The sequence below is a fragment of the Pseudomonas sp. LAMO17WK12:I10 genome (genome assembly GCF_900215185.1).
Classification (GTDB): domain Bacteria; phylum Pseudomonadota; class Gammaproteobacteria; order Pseudomonadales; family Pseudomonadaceae; genus Aquipseudomonas; species Aquipseudomonas chlororaphis.
Genome location: NZ_OBDX01000010.1, coordinates 139423 through 155790 on the forward strand (window position 1 = coordinate 139423; position 16368 = coordinate 155790).

Consider the following 16368-nt stretch of genomic DNA (forward strand, 5'->3'; position numbering starts at 1 on the left):
GATGCACCCGGCGCGATTATTCGCTGGAGAGCAGGTCCATGGTGTGTTTGTCCATCATTTCCAATGCACGGCCACCGCCGCGGGCTACGCAGGTCAGCGGGTCTTCGGCGACGATCACCGGCAGACCGGTTTCCTGGGCCAGCAACTTGTCCAGGTCCCGCAGCAGGGCGCCACCACCGGTCAGCACCAGACCGCGCTCGGCGATGTCCGAAGCCAGTTCCGGAGGCGATTGTTCCAGCGCGCTTTTCACGGCCTGAACGATAGTTGCCAGGGACTCTTGCAGAGCTTCCAGCACTTCATTGGAGTTCAGGGTGAATGCGCGTGGCACGCCTTCGGCCAGGTTACGGCCACGAACGTCGACTTCACGGACTTCGCCGCCCGGGTAGGCAGTACCGATTTCCTGCTTGATGCGCTCGGCGGTGGATTCGCCGATCAGACTGCCGTAGTTGCGACGCACGTAGGTGATGATCGCTTCGTCGAAACGGTCGCCGCCGACACGTACGGATTCGGCGTAAACCACACCGTTCAGGGAGATCAGGGCAATCTCGGTGGTACCGCCACCGATATCCACGACCATCGAACCGCGGGCTTCTTCGACCGGCAGGCCGGCACCGATCGCGGCCGCCATCGGCTCTTCGATCAGGAACACTTCACGGGCACCGGCACCGAGGGCCGATTCACGGATGGCACGACGCTCGACCTGGGTGGACTTGCATGGAACGCAGATCAGCACACGAGGGCTGGGCTGCAGAAAACTGTTTTCGTGAACCTTGTTGATAAAGTATTGCAGCATCTTTTCGCAGACACTGAAATCGGCGATCACGCCGTCCTTCATCGGACGAATGGCAGCGATGTTGCCCGGAGTACGACCAAGCATGCGCTTGGCTTCGGTACCGACAGCCACGACACTTTTCTGATTACCGTGGGTCCGAATGGCCACAACCGATGGTTCATTCAGGACAATACCGCGCTCGCGCACGTAAATAAGGGTGTTGGCAGTGCCCAGGTCAATGGAAAGATCGCTGGAAAACATGCCACGCAGTTTCTTGAACATGGGAAAGGGACCCTAGGCAACGCGTGGGTAAAAAAGTGCGGCAAACTCTAACAACGACAGGGATTTTGGGCAAGGCGCCAATATGTTAAATTGGCGGCTTTTCTGTGCACCAACCCCCACAATCGCGGCCTTATGACCGTAGAAATGCGGTAGTGTTCCGACAATCTAACACACGGACGAGATCCGTTCTGTTTTCCACTGGAGAATCCCATGGCGCTTGAACGCTCCGACGTGGAAAAAATCGCTCATCTGGCCAGCCTTGGCCTCAATGAAGCCGATCTTCCACACATCACCTCCGATCTGAACAGCATTCTCGGGCTGGTGGATGCAATGCAGGCAGTCGATACCGATGGTATCGAGCCCCTGGCCCACCCGCTGGAAGCCAGCCAGCGCCTGCGTGCAGACGTTGTGACCGAATCCAATCATCGCGAGGCCTATCAGTCCATCGCACCAGCGGTCGAAAACGGCCTGTACCTGGTTCCGAAAGTCATCGACTAAAGGGAAAGAGCCTGCAATGCATCACATGACCCTGGCCGAGATCGCCCGCGGACTCGCCGACAAGAAGTTTTCCTCCGAAGAGCTGACCAAGACCCTGCTGGCGCGTATCACCCAGCTCGACCCGCAGCTCAACAGCTTCATCAGCCTCACCGAAGATCTCGCGCTGCAGCAGGCCAAGGCCGCTGACGCCCGTCGCGCGAACGGTGAGAGCGGCGCCCTGCTCGGCGCGCCGATCGCCCACAAGGACCTGTTCTGCACCCAGGGCATCCGCACCAGCTGCGGCTCGAAGATGCTCGACAATTTCAAGGCACCCTACGACGCCACCGTGGTCGCCAAGCTGGCCGCCGCCGGGACCGTGACCCTGGGCAAGACCAACATGGACGAATTCGCCATGGGCTCGGGCAACGAGACCAGCTATTACGGCGCGGCGAAAAACCCGTGGAACCTGGAACGCGTTCCGGGCGGCTCGTCCGGCGGTTCGGCGGCCGCGGTTGCTGCGCGCCTGCTGCCTGCCGCCACCGGCACCGACACCGGCGGCTCGATCCGCCAGCCGGCTGCATTGACCAACCTCACCGGCCTGAAACCGACCTACGGTCGCGTCTCGCGCTGGGGCATGATTGCCTACGCCTCCAGCCTCGATCAGGGTGGCCCGCTGGCGCGCACCGCCGAGGACTGCGCGATCCTGCTGCAAGGCATGGCCGGCTTCGACCCGCAGGACTCCACCAGCATCGACGAACCGGTGCCGGACTACAGCGCCAGCCTCGACGGCTCGCTGCAGGGCCTGCGCGTCGGCGTACCCAAGGAATACTTCAGCGCCGGCCTCGACCCGCGCATCGCCGAGCTGATCCACAACAGCGTCAAGGCGCTGGAAAAGCTCGGCGCCGTGATCAAGGAAATCAGCCTGCCGAACATGCAGCACGCCATCCCGGCGTACTACGTGATCGCGCCGGCGGAAGCCTCCTCCAACCTGTCGCGTTTCGACGGCGTGCGCTTCGGCTACCGCTGCGAGAATCCGGCAAACCTGGAAGACCTGTACAAGCGCTCCCGTGGCGAAGGTTTCGGCAGCGAAGTGCAGCGCCGGATCATGGTCGGTGCCTATGCCCTGTCGGCCGGTTACTACGACGCCTACTACCTGAAGGCGCAGAAGATCCGTCGCCTGATCAAGAACGACTTCATGGCTGCCTTTAATGAAGTCGACATTATCCTTGGCCCGACCACGCCGAACCCGGCCTGGAAAATCGGCGACAAGAGCAGCGACCCGGTCGCTGCGTATCTGGAAGACGTTTACACCATCACCGCCAACCTCGCGGGTCTGCCGGGCTTGTCCATGCCCGCCGGCTTTGTCGATGGCTTGCCGGTCGGCGTGCAGCTGCTCGCCCCGTATTTCCAGGAAGGCCGTCTGTTGAACGTTGCCCACCAGTATCAGTTGAACACTGACTGGCACACCCGCACACCAACCGGCTTCTGAGGAGAAACACATGCAATGGGAAGTCGTGATCGGGCTGGAGATTCACACCCAGCTCACCACCAAATCGAAGATTTTCTCCGGTAGCTCCACCGCCTTCGGTGCCGAGCCCAACACCCAGGCCAGCCTGGTGGACCTGGGCATGCCTGGCGTACTGCCAGTACTGAACCAGGAAGCAGTGCGCATGGCGGTCATGTTCGGCCTGGCCATCGACGCCGAGATCGGCCAGCACAACGTGTTCGCCCGCAAGAACTACTTCTATCCCGACCTGCCCAAGGGCTACCAAATCAGCCAGATGGAGCTGCCGATCGTCGGCAAGGGCCACCTGGACATCCCGCTGGAAGATGGCACGGTCAAACGCGTCGGCATCACCCGCGCGCACCTGGAAGAAGACGCCGGCAAGAGCCTGCACGAAGAGTTCAACGGCGCCAGCGGCATCGACCTGAACCGCGCCGGCACCCCGCTGCTGGAAATCGTTTCCGAGCCGGACATGCGCAGCGCCAAGGAAGCCGTGGCCTACGTCAAGTCGATCCACGCCCTGGTGCGCTACCTGGGGATCTGCGACGGCAACATGGCCGAAGGCTCCCTGCGTTGCGACTGCAACGTCTCGGTACGCCCCAAAGGCCAGGCCGAGTTCGGCACTCGCTGCGAGATCAAGAACGTCAACTCGTTCCGCTTCATCGAGAAAGCCATCAACTCGGAAGTCCAGCGTCAGATCGAACTGATCGAGGACGGCGGCAAGGTCATCCAGCAGACCCGCCTGTACGACCCGAACAAGGACGAGACCCGTCCGATGCGCAGCAAGGAAGAAGCCAACGACTACCGTTACTTCCCCGACCCGGACCTGCTGCCGGTGGTCATCGAGGACTCGTTCCTCGACCAGGTACGCGCCACCCTGCCCGAGCTGCCACCGCAGAAACGCGAGCGCTTCCAGGAACAGTTCGGCCTGTCGGTCTACGATGCCAGCGTGCTGGCCTCGAGCCGCGAACAGGCGGACTACTTCGAGAAAGTCGCGAGCATCGCCGGTGATGCCAAGCTCGCCGCCAACTGGGTCATGGTCGAGTTGGGCAGCCTGCTGAACAAGCAGGGCCTGGAAATCGACGAGGCGCCGGTCTCGGCCGAGCAACTGGGCGGCATGCTGCTGCGCATCAAGGACAACACCATCTCCGGCAAGATCGCCAAGACCGTGTTCGAAGCCATGGCCAATGGCGAAGGCAACGCCGACGAAATCATCGACAAGCGCGGCCTCAAGCAGGTCACCGACACCGGCGCCATCTCCGCCGTGCTGGACGAAATGCTGGCGGCCAACGCCGAGCAGGTCGAACAGTATCGCGCCGCCGATGAAGCCAAGCGCGGCAAGATGTTCGGCTTCTTCGTCGGCCAGGCGATGAAGGCTTCCAAAGGCAAGGCCAACCCGCAGCAAGTGAACGAATTGCTGAAAAGCAAACTCGAAGGCTGATGGCGGCGTGGATGGCGGGCATTCGATAGTGCACCGCCCTGTGCAGGAGCGAACTTGCTGGCAATACGTTGTCTCAGACACAACGCTATCGCCAGCAAGTCCGCTCCTGTCTCTGCATTTAGGGCTCCCTTTTATGAAGTCGCTACTGGCTGCCTGTTCGCTGCTCTTTCTTCTGGCCGGCTGCGCCAGCCATGTCATCGATCCGCGGGGTTACGACAAGACCGGCGTCGCCTCCTATTACGGCGCCAAGCACCATGGCAAACGCACCGCCAGCGGCGAGCCCTTCAACCAGCACGGCATGACCGCCGCGCACCGCGAGCTGCCGTTCGGCACCCGCGTCAAAGTCACCAACCTCAATAACGACAAGAGCGTCGTGGTCCGGATCAACGACCGCGGCCCGCATACCCGTGGCCGCCTGATCGATTTGTCGCGTGCCGCCGCGCAACAGTTGGGTATGATCAGAAGCGGCACCGCCAAGGTGCGTGTGCAAGCCATCAGCGACTGACCCACGGAGCCCTGATCATTTTCGGATTAACCGATTTACCGCTGCTCAGCGTCCTTCAATTGTTCAGCGGCCTGGTCCTGCTGGTCGCCGGCGCCGAATTGCTGGTACGCGGCGCGGTCCGCCTCGCCGCCCGCCTGCGCGTACGAGCGCTGATCATCGGCCTGAGCATCGTCGCCTTCGGCAGCAGCGCCCCGCAGATGGCCGTCAGCCTGCAAGCCACCCTGGCGGAAAACACCGACATCGCCGTCGGCAGCGTGATCGGCAGCGGCATCTTCAACATCCTGGTAACCCTCGGCCTGTCCGCCCTGATCATTCCGCTGCGGGTATCGCGCCAGCTGGTGCGGCTGGATATCCCGTTGATGATCCTCGCCAGCCTGCTGGTGTTCACCCTGGCCTACAACGAAGAACTGACGCCCCTCGACGGCCTGATCCTGCTGGCGACCCTGATCCTCTACCTGGGGTTGCTGCTGCGCCAGTCGCGGCACTCGGCGCGCCCACAGTCCCAGCAAGGTTCCGACGCCCCCCGCGCGCACTGGCTGAGCAGCCTGCTGTGGATGATCGGCGGCCTGCTCCTGCTGGTGTTCGCCGGCCATCTGCTGGTTGAGGCGGCGGTGGAAGTCGCCACCGACCTCGGGCTGTCCGAGCGCATCATCGGCCTGACCATAGTCGCCGTCGGCACCTCCCTGCCGGCCCTGGCCACCTCGCTGATCGCCGCCTTGCGTGGCCAGCGCGACATTGCCGTGGGCAACGTCATCGGCAGCAACCTGTTCAATCTGCTGGGGGTCCTGGGTTTCACCGCCCTGGTGGCGCCGACGCCCTTGTCGGTATCGCCCAATGCCGTGGACTTCGACCTGCCGGTAATGCTCGGTGTCGCGGTGCTGTGCCTGCCGGTGTTCTATTCGGGTTATCGGGTCACCCGCGCCGAAGGCCTGCTGTTTCTCGGCCTGTACCTGGCCTATGGGCTGCACGTGGTGTCCTTCACCACCGGCATGCCGCTGGCCGGCAAGCTGGAAGACCTGATGCTGTTTTTCGTCCTGCCAGTGCTGGTGGCGTTCCTGCTGTTCAGTTCGCTGCGGGCCTGGCGCCGCCAACATAAAAAAGGGGAAGCGCAATGACCGAGAATAAAAAGCAGGGCGTACAGATGCGCCGCCAGGTGATGGGCGATGCCTTCGTCGATCGCGCCCTGGGCAATGCCACCGAGTTCAGCCAGCCGTTGCAGGACTTCGTCAACGAACACGCCTGGGGCAGTGTCTGGAACCGCGAAGGCCTGCCGCTGAAAACCCGCAGCCTGATCACCCTCGCCGCCCTGACCGCGCTCAAGTGCCCGCAGGAGCTCAAAGGCCATGTCCGCGGCGCCCTGAATAACGGCTGCACAGTGGAAGAGATTCGCGAGGCGCTGCTGCATTGCGCGGTGTATGCCGGCGTACCGGCGGCGATCGACGCGTTCCGCGCCGCCCAGGAAGTGATCGACACTTACCAGAAGCCCGAGTGATCTGTAGCGAGGTTTGCCCGCGATAGCGACCTGCCTGACACACCGCTATTGCGGGCAATCGAGCATCGACCGGCCGCTCCTACAAGAGCACTAGATCCACCCGCCCCACTGCAGCAGAAAGATCCCGATATTGGTGGTCACCGCCGCCATCAGCGTGGTGATGACGATGATTGCCGCCGCCAGCTCATGATTGCCATTGGCCGCCCGGGCCATGACAAAACTCGCCGCCGCGGTCGGGCTGCCGAAATACAGGAACAGAATCCCCAGTTCCGCCCCGCGGAATCCGCAGAGCCAGGCCCCCAGGGTGGCGAGGATCGGCAGGCCGACCATTTTCACCAGGCTCGAACTCAAGGCCAGGTCGCCGCTCTCGCGCAGCGCCGCCAGGGACAAGGTGCCGCCGATGCAGATCAAGGCCAGCGGCAGGGTCATCTGCGCCAGGTACTGACCAGACGTCTCCAGCCAGGTCGGCAGGCCGATCTGAAACACGGCGAAAGGCGCTGCCGCCAGGACGCTGATGATCAACGGGTTGCTGACCACGCTTTTGCAGATGCTCCACGGATCGGACTTGATCACCGGGCTGTACACCGCCAGGACGATGGTCGACAGGGTGTTGTAGAACAGGATCACCAGCGCCGCGAGAATCGCCCCGAGGGAGATCCCGTAGTCGCCATACATGCTGGCCGCGAGCGCCAGGCCGATGACCCCGTTGTTGCCGCGAAAGGCGCCCTGGGTGTAGATACCCCGGTCTTCCCGCGGGCAGCGCCAGATCGCCCAGCCCCAGGCGAAGGCAAAGCTGGCCAGGGTGGCCACGGCGAAATAGATCAGCAGCCCGGGCTTGAGCGCCGAATGCAGGTCGGCGTGGAGAATCCCGAGAAACAGCAGCGCCGGCATGGTGACGTTGAACACCAGGGCCGACGCTGTGTGGATAAAACCGTCGTTGATCCAGCCGATGCGCTTGAGCAGCACACCGAGAAACAACATGGCGAATACCGGCGCGGTGATATTCAGCGTTTCGAGAAAAATGGCCAGCATGCCGGGTCAACCTTGAGCCTGTCGTTAGGCGGCTAATGATAAGCCAGCCCGCGCGCTTAAGCCCGATGGATTTGCCCGGACCGCAAGCTGATCCATCGGGCCGCAGGCGTTCGAGGCTATCAAACGCCACGCCCGCGCTACGGTCGATCGCAGCCTGCACAGCACCACCATCCACCCACGCCCAGCACAACCCTGTAGCCGCTGCCGAAGGCTGCGATAGGTCCGCAGGACCTCCAGCGATTTCAAAAGCCACGCCCGCTCCGCGGTCGATCGCAGCCTGCGGCAGCGGCTACCCGGATTGCGACCTGCCATTCAACCGAGCCCAGCACAAACCCTGTAGCCGCTGCCGCAGGCTGCGATCGACCCGAAGGGGCGCTGGCGTACTCAGCCACGCTGGATATCGCCTCCTGCAGCAACCATTACGGCTCAGGTAATCGGCGCCGGATTGAACAAGGTGATGTCGTTGTGCAGCTTGTGCCGTTCGGCCCAGGTCTGCCGCTTGCCACTGGCCACGTCCAGGTAGAAGTGGAACAGCTCCCAGCCCAGCTCTTCGATACTCGCCCGCCCGGTGGCGATGCGCCCGGCGTCGATGTCGATCAGGTCCGGCCAGCGCTGGGCCAGTTCGGAGCGGGTCGAGACCTTGACCACCGGCGCCATCGCCAGGCCGTAAGGCGTGCCACGCCCGGTGGTGAACACATGCAGGTTCATCCCCGCCGCCAGTTGCAAGGTGCCGCAGACAAAGTCGCTGGCCGGCGTCGCGCAGAAGATCAGGCCTTTGCGGGTAGAACGCTCGCCCGGCCCCAGCACGCCATTGATCGCGCTGCTGCCGGACTTGACGATGGAGCCCAGGGACTTCTCGACGATGTTCGACAACCCGCCCTTTTTGTTGCCCGGTGTGGTATTGGCGCTGCGGTCGGCCTCGCCTTTGACCAGATAGCGGTCGTACCAGTCCATCTCGCGCACCAGCTCCCGGGCCACTTCTGTGGATTCGGCGCGGGAGGTCAGCAGATAGATGGCATCGCGCACCTCGGTGACTTCGGAAAACATCACCGTGGCGCCGGCCCGCAGCAACAGGTCCGAGGCATAGCCCAGGGCCGGGTTGGCGGTGATCCCGGAAAAGGCATCACTGCCACCACATTGCATACCAAGGACCAGCTCCGAGGCCGGCACGGTTTCCCGGCGCCGCTGATCGAGCTTCTGCAAACGCACTTCGGCCAGCTGCATGATCTGCTCGATCATCTCGGTAAAACCGTGGCTGGAGTCCTGCAGGCGGTACAGCCAGGGCTCGCTGAGGTCCACCGAGCTGTCGCCTTCGTGCATCACCTGCCCGGCCTGCAACTTCTCGCAGCCCAGGCTGATCACCAGGGCTTCCCCCCCCAGGTTCGGGTTACGCGCCAGGTTGCGCACGGTGCGGATCGGGATATAGGCATCGGTGGCGGTGATCGCCACGCCGCAACCATAGCTGTGGGTCAGCGCCACCACATCGTCGACATGGGGATATCTGGGCAGCAGTTCGTCCTTGATGCGCTTGACCGCATGATCGAGCACCCCGGCCACGCATTGCACGGTGGTGGTGATCCCCAGAATGTTGCGCGTGCCGACCGTGCCGTCGGCATTGCGATAACCCTCGAAGGTAAAGCCGTCCAGGGGCGCCTGGGCCGCCGGCACTTCGGTGGACAGCGGCAGGCTGTCCAGCGGCGGCGCACTGGGCATGCGCAACTGCTCTTCCCTGACCCAGCTGCCGCGCAGGATCGGCTGCAAGGCATAACCGATGGTCTGGCCGTAGCGGATCACCGGGCCACCTTCGGCGATATCCTCCAGCGCCACCTTATGGCTCTGGGGGACGAAGTCCAGGGTCACCAGGCCGTCGGCGAACGCCGTGCCTGCCGGTACGCCCTGGTCATTGACCACAACCACCACGTTGTCCCGCTCGTGCAGGCGGATATAGCGCGGCGAATCGGAATGTTCAATCAACTGCATGACGCCGCCCCTTCAGGAATGCGCTTGGGAAAGTTGGGTCAGCTCGGGGCCGTTGCTCGGTGGCTCCTTGAGCACCACGCGCTTGATCGGGCCGACGATCACCAGGTAGCTGAACACTGCCAGCAGCGCGTTGCAGCCGACGAACACCAACGCCCATTTGAACGAGCCGGTGGAACTGATGATGTAGCCGATGACGATCGGCGTGGTGATCGACGCCAGGTTGCCGAAGGTGTTGAAGAGGCCGCCGCTCAAGCCGGCGATCTGCTTCGGCGAAGTGTCGGACACCACCGCCCAGCCGAGCGCGCCCACGCCTTTGCCGAAGAACGCCAGGGCCATGAAGCCCACCACCATCCATTCGATGTCCACATAGTTGCAGGCCACGATGCTGCTGGAGACCAGGAGGCCGGCGATGATCGGCGCCTTGCGGGCGAAGGTCAAAGAATGCCCCTTGCGCAGCAGATAGTCGGAAATCACCCCGCCAAGCACCCCACCGATAAAACCGCAGATGGCGGGCAAAGAGGCGATGAAACCGGCCTTGAGAATGGTCATGCCACGCTCCTGCACCAGGTACACCGGGAACCAGGTCAGGAAGAAGTAAGTGATGCCGTTGATGCAGTACTGGCCCAGGTACACGCCAAGCATCATGCGATTGGTCAGCAACTGGCGCAGGTAGTCCCATTTCGGGCCGTCGCTGCGTTTGCCTTTGCCGTCCTGGTCCATGTCGACCATGCCGCCATTGTCGGCGATGTGTTTGAACTCGGCCTCGTTGATCAGCGGGTGCTGGCGTGGGCTGTAGATCACCTTGAGCCAGACCAGCGAGAAGACGATGCCGATCGCGCCCATCACGATGAACACGTGCTGCCAGCCGAAGTGATAGACGATCCAGCCCATCAGCGGAGCGAACAGCACCGTGGCGAAATACTGCGCCGAGTTGAAGATCGCCGAAGCCGTACCGCGCTCGGCGGTGGGGAACCAGGCCGCGACAATCCGCGCGTTGCCGGGGAAGGACGGTGCCTCGGCCAGCCCCACCAGGAACCGCAGCATGAACAGCGCCACCACCGCGGTGGAAACGCCGAACTCACCGACATAACCCTGCAGCACGGTGAACAGCGACCAGGTGAAGATGCTCAGGGCATAGATTTTTTTCGAGCCGAAACGGTCGAGAAGCCAGCCGCCGGGGATCTGCCCCGCTACATAAGCCCAACCGAATGCGGAGAAGATATAACCGAGGGTGACGGCGTCGATGCCGAGGTCTTTTTGCAGGCTGGAGCCCGCGATGGCGATGGTGGCGCGGTCGGCATAGTTGATCGTGGTCACCAGGAACAGCATGAACAGGATCAGGTAGCGGACGCGAGTCGGCTTGGTCGCTTGCATATGGATGTACTCCCACTAGTTATTTTTATGCGGGTAAAACATTCGTTTCATCGACCCCGCCGGGCCTCAGGCAACGGCCGGCGGGGGTACAGCGGGACTTAGGATCCGATGTAGGAAGTCTTCACCACGGTGTAGAACTCCTGCGCGTAGCGACCTTGCTCGCGGGAACCATAGGATGAACCTTTGCGGCCACCAAAAGGTACGTGGTAATCGACGCCGGCCGTCGGCAGGTTGACCATGACCATCCCGGCCTGGGAATGGCGCTTGAAGTGGTTGGCGTATTTCAGCGACGTGGTGGCGATGCCCGCCGACAGGCCGAACTCGGTGTCGTTGGCCATGGCCAGCGCCGCCTCGTAATCAGCCACCCGAACCACGTTGGCCACTGGGCCGAAGATCTCTTCGCGGCTGATGCGCATCGAGGCCTGGCTGTCGGCAAACAGGGTTGGCGCGAGGAAGTAACCTTCGGTATCGCAGGTCACCAGGCCACCACCGCTGACCAGCCGCGCCCCTTCGGACTGGCCGATATCGATGTATTTCAAGTCCTGTTCGAGCTGCGCCTGGGACACCACCGGACCGATATCGGTGCCGGCCCGCAGCGCGTGGCCGACCTTGATCGAACCCATGCGTTCGGCCATCGCCGCGACGAACCGGTCGTGGATGCCCGCGGTGACGATCAGCCGGCTGGAAGCGGTGCAACGCTGCCCGGTGGAATAGAAGGCACTCTGTACCGCCAGCTCCACCGCCTGCTTGAGGTCGGCATCGTCGAGGATGATCTGCGGGTTCTTGCCGCCCATCTCCAGTTGCACCTTGGCCTGGCGCGAGACGCAGCTGACGGCGATCTGCCGGCCCACGCCCACGGAACCGGTGAAGCTGATGCCGTCGACTTTCGGGCTGTTGACCAGGGCATCGCCGACCAGCCGGCCGCTGCCCATCACCAGGTTGAACACCCCGGCCGGGAAGCCGGCGCGGGAGATGATTTCCGCCAGGGCCCAGGCACAGCCCGGCACCAGCTCGGCGGGCTTGAGCACCACGCAGTTGCCGTAGGCCAGGGCCGGGGCGATCTTCCACGCCGGGATGGCGATCGGGAAGTTCCACGGGGTGATCAGGCCGACCACGCCCAGGGCTTCGCGGGTCACTTCGACGTTGACGCCCGGACGCACCGACGGCAGGTAATCCCCCGACAGGCGCAGGCATTCGCCGGCAAAGAACTTGAAGATGTTGCCGGCGCGGGTCACCTCGCCGATGGCCTCGGGCAGGGTCTTGCCCTCCTCCCGGGCCAACAGGGCGCCGAGCTCTTCGCGACGGGCGAGGATCTCGCTGCCGACCTTGTCCAGGGCATCGCTGCGCGCCTGGATACCGGAAGTCGACCAGGCCGGGAATGCATCGCGCGCCGCATCGATCGCGGCATGCACCTGAGCAAGGTCGGCCTTGGCGTATTCGCCAATGACATCGGACAACTCGGACGGGTTGATATTGGTCGAGTAGTCGGCACCGGCAAGCCATTGGCCACCGATGTAGTTATCGAAGCGTTTTACCTCTGCCACGCGCCCTCTCCTTACACAAAAGCCATACGCAAAAGGCCGCTGATTGCTCAGCGGCCCCGGGGATGAATTACTGCGCGCCCTGGGCGTCGATCAACGCCGCCAGCGCTGCATATTCTTCCGGCAACAGGTCGGTCAACGGCGCCCGCACCGGGCCTGCGTCATGGCCGACGATGCGGGCTCCGGCCTTGACGATGCTCACCGCATAACCGGCCTTGCGGTTGCGGATATCCAGGTAAGGCAGGAAGAAGTCGTCGATGATCTTGCCGACCGTGGCGTGATCTTCCCGGGCAATGGCGTGGTAGAAATCCATCGCGGTTTTCGGGATGAAGTTGAACACCGCCGAGGAGTACACCGGCACGCCGAGGGCCTTGTAGGCCGCGGCGTAGACTTCGGCGGTCGGCAGGCCGCCCAGGTAGCTGAAGCGATCGCCGAGGCGGCGACGGATCGACACCATCAGCTCGATATCGCCCAGGCCGTCCTTGTAGCCGATCAGGTTCGGGCAGCGCTCGGCCAGGCGCTCCAGCAGCGGCGCGGTCAGGCGGCAGACGTTACGGTTGTAGACCACCACGCCGATCTTCACCGATTTGCACACCGCTTCCACATGAGCGGCGACCCCATCCTGACTGGCTTCGGTCAGGTAGTGCGGCAGCAGCAACAGGCCCTTGGCCCCCAGGCGCTCGGCCTCCTGGGCGTATTCGATGGCTTGGCGGGTCGAGCCGCCGACGCCGGCCAGGATCGGCACGCTGCTGGCGCAGGTGTCGACCGCAGTCTTGATGATTTCCGAATATTCGCTGGCCGCCAGGGAGAAAAACTCACCGGTGCCACCTGCCGCGAACAGCGCCGAGGCGCCGTATGGGGCCAGCCATTCCAGGCGCTTGATATAGCCCGCGCGATGGAAATCGCCCTGGGCGTTGAAATCGGTCACCGGGAAAGACAGCAGGCCGGAGGAGAGGATGGACTTCAGTTCTTGTGGATTCATTATTCGAACACCCTGGGACGCACATTGTGATGAAAAACACATCAGCTTTGGCCGAAGTTGTAAGTCATCGTACAACTTAAAAAACAATCGTCAACAGCAATTCGTCAGCCATCGCCAAAATACGCGGCAAAAAATACCTGCTTGACGAGTCAGGTTTTTGCTTTATGCTCGCAAACAACTGTATATGCATACAGTTAATTTCTTGAAATACCTACGACATATCAAGGAGCTAGAAATGTCAGGTCTACACACTCAGCAGCGGGAACAGCTGCAGCACAAAAGCCAGGTCATTGCCGATCTGGACAGCCTTTTCAGCGAACGCGGCATTACCATTTCCGGTGATGGCGACCACCTGGTGCTGATCGCCGACGGTCATCACACCATCAAGTATCACCAGCCCGGGCTCCTCCCCGCGGCACCGGGCAAAAACCTCAAGGCCCTGCCCCAGCTACGTTTCGAGGGGGGCGAGCACACCGCCATCGGCGATGCCACCCTGCTGCGTTTCGTCAAGGACGCCCCCGGCGTTCCAGCCTGGCAGGTCGAATTGCACCTGCCCAATGGCCTGGCCCTGACCTACGGCCAAGTGGTGGCGCTGGGTGGCGATTTCTATGGCATCCCCGACCAGCCGATCTGCGAAGGCGCGACGCCGGTGGATCGTTTGCAGCGTTTTACCGCCGCGTTCAACTCCCTCGCCGTGTTGCCGGCGGCCAAGGACGAGGCAAAACAGATTCTCGCGGTAATGCAGAAGGAAATCGCCGCCGCCAACCAGGCGCTCAAGGACGGCAGGCAACCTCACGAGGCCTATGACGCCCTTGGAGATACGTTGTCCGAAGAGTGGAACAAGATCACTGGCGGCGGCAGCTTCGCCTCGGCGCTGTTCCCCCTGGGCCGCTACCTGAAGCTGGCGGCCAACAATGCCGACCATTTCGGCGAGTGGGCGCTGCTGGCCTATATCGCCGGGCACACCGCGGCCCTGCAGCAGGCGGTACTGGCGCACAAGAACGCCGACGAGAAGCAGCTGGAACTGGCCTACGCCATGAACGCCTTCGCCGATCACTTCCTCACCGACCTGTTCTCCGCCGGCCATGTGCGGGTACCGCGCAAGCAACTGGCGGCGGTGGTCACGCCGAGCGATCTCGGTTCGCTGATCACCCGCTTCATGCACGACGAGGACAGCAAGTTCGGCCTCAACGTCAGCAACGCCCAGGGCGACCGCTGGCATGCCTATGGCGACAAGCGTTATTTCGACACCCTCGACAGCAACAACCGCAAGCAGGTCAAGTTGGCCGTGCAACGCTCGGCGGACGAAATCTTCGAAAGCTACCTCAGCGGCGCGGCCCCGACGCCCGGCAACTTCACGGCGCTGAAGCTGTTGCCGGACCTGAACGCGGCGAAGAGCGGCAACTTTTCACCGCTGTTCGTGATGCAGGGCGACAAGGTGCTGCGACGCAGCGACGTGACCAACCTGAACGACACCAAGACCATCGACAACTGGTGGGGCTGGAGCACCTACCTGCTGCTCAAGGACTACAAGCCCAACAAGCCGGCGGGCTACCTGGAAGCACCGACGCTTGCCCCGAGCATCCAGGCCGATGGCTGGCAGAGCCAGACGCCCAGCGAACCCAACTGGCTGCCCGGCAATGCCGTGCGTTATGCCTTCAGCTATACCAACGGTTTGAACGAGTCGTACATCGGCCCCTGGTCCGCCTACGCCGAACTGAGCGAGCGCTTCCAGCCGACCCTGAATGTGCCGGTGGACACCAGCGGCGGTTCCAGCGGACGCAACATTTTCCGCCAGTTCCGCGGTGGCTCGCCGGAGCTGATCGCCTCGATCGACAAGACCGCCACCACTTACATCGACCGCAATGCCTGATAAGGACACCGACATGGCTATCAATCTGACTCTAGCACTGGCCTCGGGCCAATCCCTGCAGGGCGCGCCCCTGGAACTGCTGGTCAACGGCGCCCCCGTCGCGCGGGCAACCGTCGACCAGCAAGGGCATGTGACCTTCAATGCCAAACCCGGCGTCGGGCAACTGGCCGTGAGGGTGGATCGCTCGATTCTCAAAAACCGCTAAAAGCATCGCAGGCAAGCTCGCTCCTACAGGGTCACCTCCCCTCTCTGCAGGAGCGAGCTTGCTCGCGATAAGAACCCAAGGGCGACGCAATGACCGCCCCAACCGCATTACCCGCGCTGCGCCTCTGCCTCTTCATGGGCATGGCGCAGCCGTTCGCGGCTGTTGGTCAGGTGCAGACGCATGGCCGCCCGGGCCGCGTCCGAATCCTGGCGGGCAATGGCTTCATAGATTTCTTCATGCTCGCGGCTCAGGCGGCTCATGTAGTGCTGCTGATCGTCGTGAGCCAGGCGTGCCGAATTCAGGCGGGTGCGCGGAATGATGCTGGTTCCCAGATGGGTCATGATATCGGTGAAATAGCGGTTGCCCGTGGCCAGGGCAATCTGCAGGTGGAACTGGAAATCCGAGGCCACCGCATCGCTGTCGTGGGCCGCGCTTTCATTGAGGGCATCCAGCGCCGCCCGCATCGCCGCCAGTTGCTCGATGCTGCGCCGCTGCGCGGCCAGCCCGGCCGACTCCACTTCCAGGCTGATGCGCAGTTCCAGGATCGCCAGCACATCGCGCAAGGTCACCACGGTCGCCGGATCGATCCTGAAGCCGCTCGGGCTCGGCGTGTCGAGCACAAAGGTGCCAATGCCGTGGCGGGTTTCCACCTGGCCGGCGGCCTGCAAGCGGGAAATGGCTTCGCGTACCACGGTCCGGCTGACGCCATGGGCCTCCATGATCGCCGACTCGGTGGGCAACTTGTCACCGCGCTTGAGCTGACCGTCGCGAATCTGCTCCGACAGCACGGTCACCAGCTCCTGGGCGAGGCTACGGCGCTTGCGTGGAAGGCGGGGCGCCGTGTTCTGGTTGTCCATGGTGAAGTTCTTTCTCCGAAAACTGATGACGCATCATAGCTCAGCCGGGTT

At 63.0% G+C, this 16368-nt stretch carries 15 protein-coding genes; 8 read left to right on the top strand and 7 right to left on the bottom strand.

Annotated features, from left to right (window positions below):
• Positions 1 to 16: 16 nt before the first annotated feature.
• Complete coding sequence (mreB, locus tag CRO75_RS13750; protein ID WP_002555108.1) at positions 17 to 1054, bottom strand: rod shape-determining protein MreB; 1038 nt, start codon at positions 1052 to 1054, stop codon at positions 17 to 19.
• Positions 1055 to 1264: 210 nt separating this feature from the next.
• Between mreB and gatC the strand changes: the two genes are divergently transcribed.
• From gatC to CRO75_RS13780, 6 genes are all read left to right on the top strand, one after another.
• Positions 1265 to 1552 (top strand): Asp-tRNA(Asn)/Glu-tRNA(Gln) amidotransferase subunit GatC, encoded by a 288-nt coding sequence (gene gatC, locus CRO75_RS13755; protein ID WP_009042181.1) that lies wholly within the window; start codon positions 1265 to 1267, stop codon positions 1550 to 1552.
• 16 nt (positions 1553 to 1568) lie between these two features.
• A complete protein-coding gene (gene gatA, locus CRO75_RS13760) occupies positions 1569 to 3020 on the top strand; it encodes an Asp-tRNA(Asn)/Glu-tRNA(Gln) amidotransferase subunit GatA (RefSeq protein WP_097135969.1) in 1452 nt (483 codons plus the stop codon).
• A gap of 10 nt (positions 3021 to 3030) precedes the next feature.
• Positions 3031 to 4476 carry an Asp-tRNA(Asn)/Glu-tRNA(Gln) amidotransferase subunit GatB gene (gene gatB, locus CRO75_RS13765; protein WP_009042179.1) on the top strand — a complete coding sequence of 482 codons (1446 nt, stop codon included), beginning with the start codon at positions 3031 to 3033 and terminating at the stop codon, positions 4474 to 4476.
• Positions 4477 to 4609: 133 nt separating this feature from the next.
• Complete coding sequence (locus CRO75_RS13770; RefSeq protein WP_009046986.1) at positions 4610 to 4981, top strand: septal ring lytic transglycosylase RlpA family protein; 372 nt, start codon at positions 4610 to 4612, stop codon at positions 4979 to 4981.
• A 41-nt stretch (positions 4982 to 5022) separates the two neighbouring features.
• A complete protein-coding gene (locus CRO75_RS13775) occupies positions 5023 to 6096 on the top strand; it encodes a calcium/sodium antiporter (protein ID WP_256596211.1) in 1074 nt (357 codons plus the stop codon).
• On the top strand, positions 6093 to 6473 hold the full coding sequence (locus tag CRO75_RS13780) for a carboxymuconolactone decarboxylase family protein (RefSeq protein WP_085529833.1): 381 nt from the start codon (positions 6093 to 6095) through the stop codon (positions 6471 to 6473). The genes CRO75_RS13775 and CRO75_RS13780 overlap by 4 nt, the downstream gene beginning before the upstream one ends.
• A gap of 90 nt (positions 6474 to 6563) precedes the next feature.
• On the opposite strand, the gene CRO75_RS13785 is transcribed toward CRO75_RS13780, so the two are convergent.
• The 5 genes from CRO75_RS13785 to kdgD form a co-directional block, all read right to left on the bottom strand.
• Positions 6564 to 7505, bottom strand: coding sequence for an AEC family transporter (locus CRO75_RS13785; protein WP_007929928.1), 942 nt, complete (start codon positions 7503 to 7505; stop codon positions 6564 to 6566).
• 426 nt (positions 7506 to 7931) lie between these two features.
• On the bottom strand, positions 7932 to 9485 hold the full coding sequence (garD, locus tag CRO75_RS13790) for a galactarate dehydratase (RefSeq protein ID WP_097135973.1): 1554 nt from the start codon (positions 9483 to 9485) through the stop codon (positions 7932 to 7934).
• A 12-nt stretch (positions 9486 to 9497) separates the two neighbouring features.
• Positions 9498 to 10859, bottom strand: coding sequence for an MFS transporter (locus CRO75_RS13795; RefSeq protein WP_097135975.1), 1362 nt, complete (start codon positions 10857 to 10859; stop codon positions 9498 to 9500).
• Between the two features lie 98 nt (positions 10860 to 10957).
• Complete coding sequence (locus CRO75_RS13800; RefSeq protein ID WP_097135977.1) at positions 10958 to 12403, bottom strand: aldehyde dehydrogenase family protein; 1446 nt, start codon at positions 12401 to 12403, stop codon at positions 10958 to 10960.
• A 67-nt stretch (positions 12404 to 12470) separates the two neighbouring features.
• Positions 12471 to 13382, bottom strand: a complete 912-nt coding sequence (gene kdgD / locus CRO75_RS13805; RefSeq protein ID WP_009042171.1) for a 5-dehydro-4-deoxyglucarate dehydratase — start codon at positions 13380 to 13382, stop codon at positions 12471 to 12473.
• Between the two features lie 235 nt (positions 13383 to 13617).
• Between kdgD and CRO75_RS13810 the strand changes: the two genes are divergently transcribed.
• Together CRO75_RS13810 and CRO75_RS13815 are read left to right on the top strand one after the other, a co-directional pair.
• On the top strand, positions 13618 to 15255 hold the full coding sequence (locus CRO75_RS13810; RefSeq protein WP_097135979.1) for a phospholipase: 1638 nt from the start codon (positions 13618 to 13620) through the stop codon (positions 15253 to 15255).
• A gap of 13 nt (positions 15256 to 15268) precedes the next feature.
• Positions 15269 to 15460 (top strand): hypothetical protein, encoded by a 192-nt coding sequence (locus CRO75_RS13815; protein WP_097135981.1) that lies wholly within the window; start codon positions 15269 to 15271, stop codon positions 15458 to 15460.
• A 107-nt stretch (positions 15461 to 15567) separates the two neighbouring features.
• Here CRO75_RS13815 and CRO75_RS13820 read toward each other — a convergent pair whose 3' ends face one another.
• Positions 15568 to 16317 carry a FadR/GntR family transcriptional regulator gene (locus tag CRO75_RS13820; protein WP_085529829.1) on the bottom strand — a complete coding sequence of 250 codons (750 nt, stop codon included), beginning with the start codon at positions 16315 to 16317 and terminating at the stop codon, positions 15568 to 15570.
• Between the last annotated feature and the right edge of the window lie 51 nt (positions 16318 to 16368).